This is a genomic window from Vibrio sp. S9_S30, assembly GCF_014694455.1.
Taxonomy (GTDB): Bacteria; Pseudomonadota; Gammaproteobacteria; order Enterobacterales; family Vibrionaceae; genus Vibrio.
Genome location: NZ_JAAUWT010000207.1, coordinates 1 through 253 on the forward strand (window position 1 = coordinate 1; position 253 = coordinate 253).

The following is a 253-nucleotide window of genomic DNA, read 5'->3' on the forward strand; positions in this document are numbered from 1 at the left end:
CATCGCGTAAGTCTCGCCCACTTGTGCATTGTAATTCCTTAAGCTCAGCCTTCCCCCTAGCAGCTGTTTAACTCTATACATCGCTGTTTCTGACAAAGATCGTTTGTGGTATCCATACCGCTCTTTCGTAAGCGCCCCATGAACTCACGGGGCGACATAACTAATGCTTGAAGTTCCATGGCAGCAGTGCATCGATATCAGGCTCAGCTTTCGCCAACTCCTTCATGCACTTGATCATGTAGTCGTAGAGGAT

1 pseudogene is annotated in these 253 nt (G+C 48.2%); it reads right to left on the reverse strand.

Going from position 1 to position 253, the window contains the following annotated elements:
* Positions 1-126, reverse strand: a pseudogene (locus HC752_RS24555) (IS5/IS1182 family transposase); the annotation flags it as partial.
* Between the last annotated feature and the right edge of the window lie 127 nt (positions 127-253).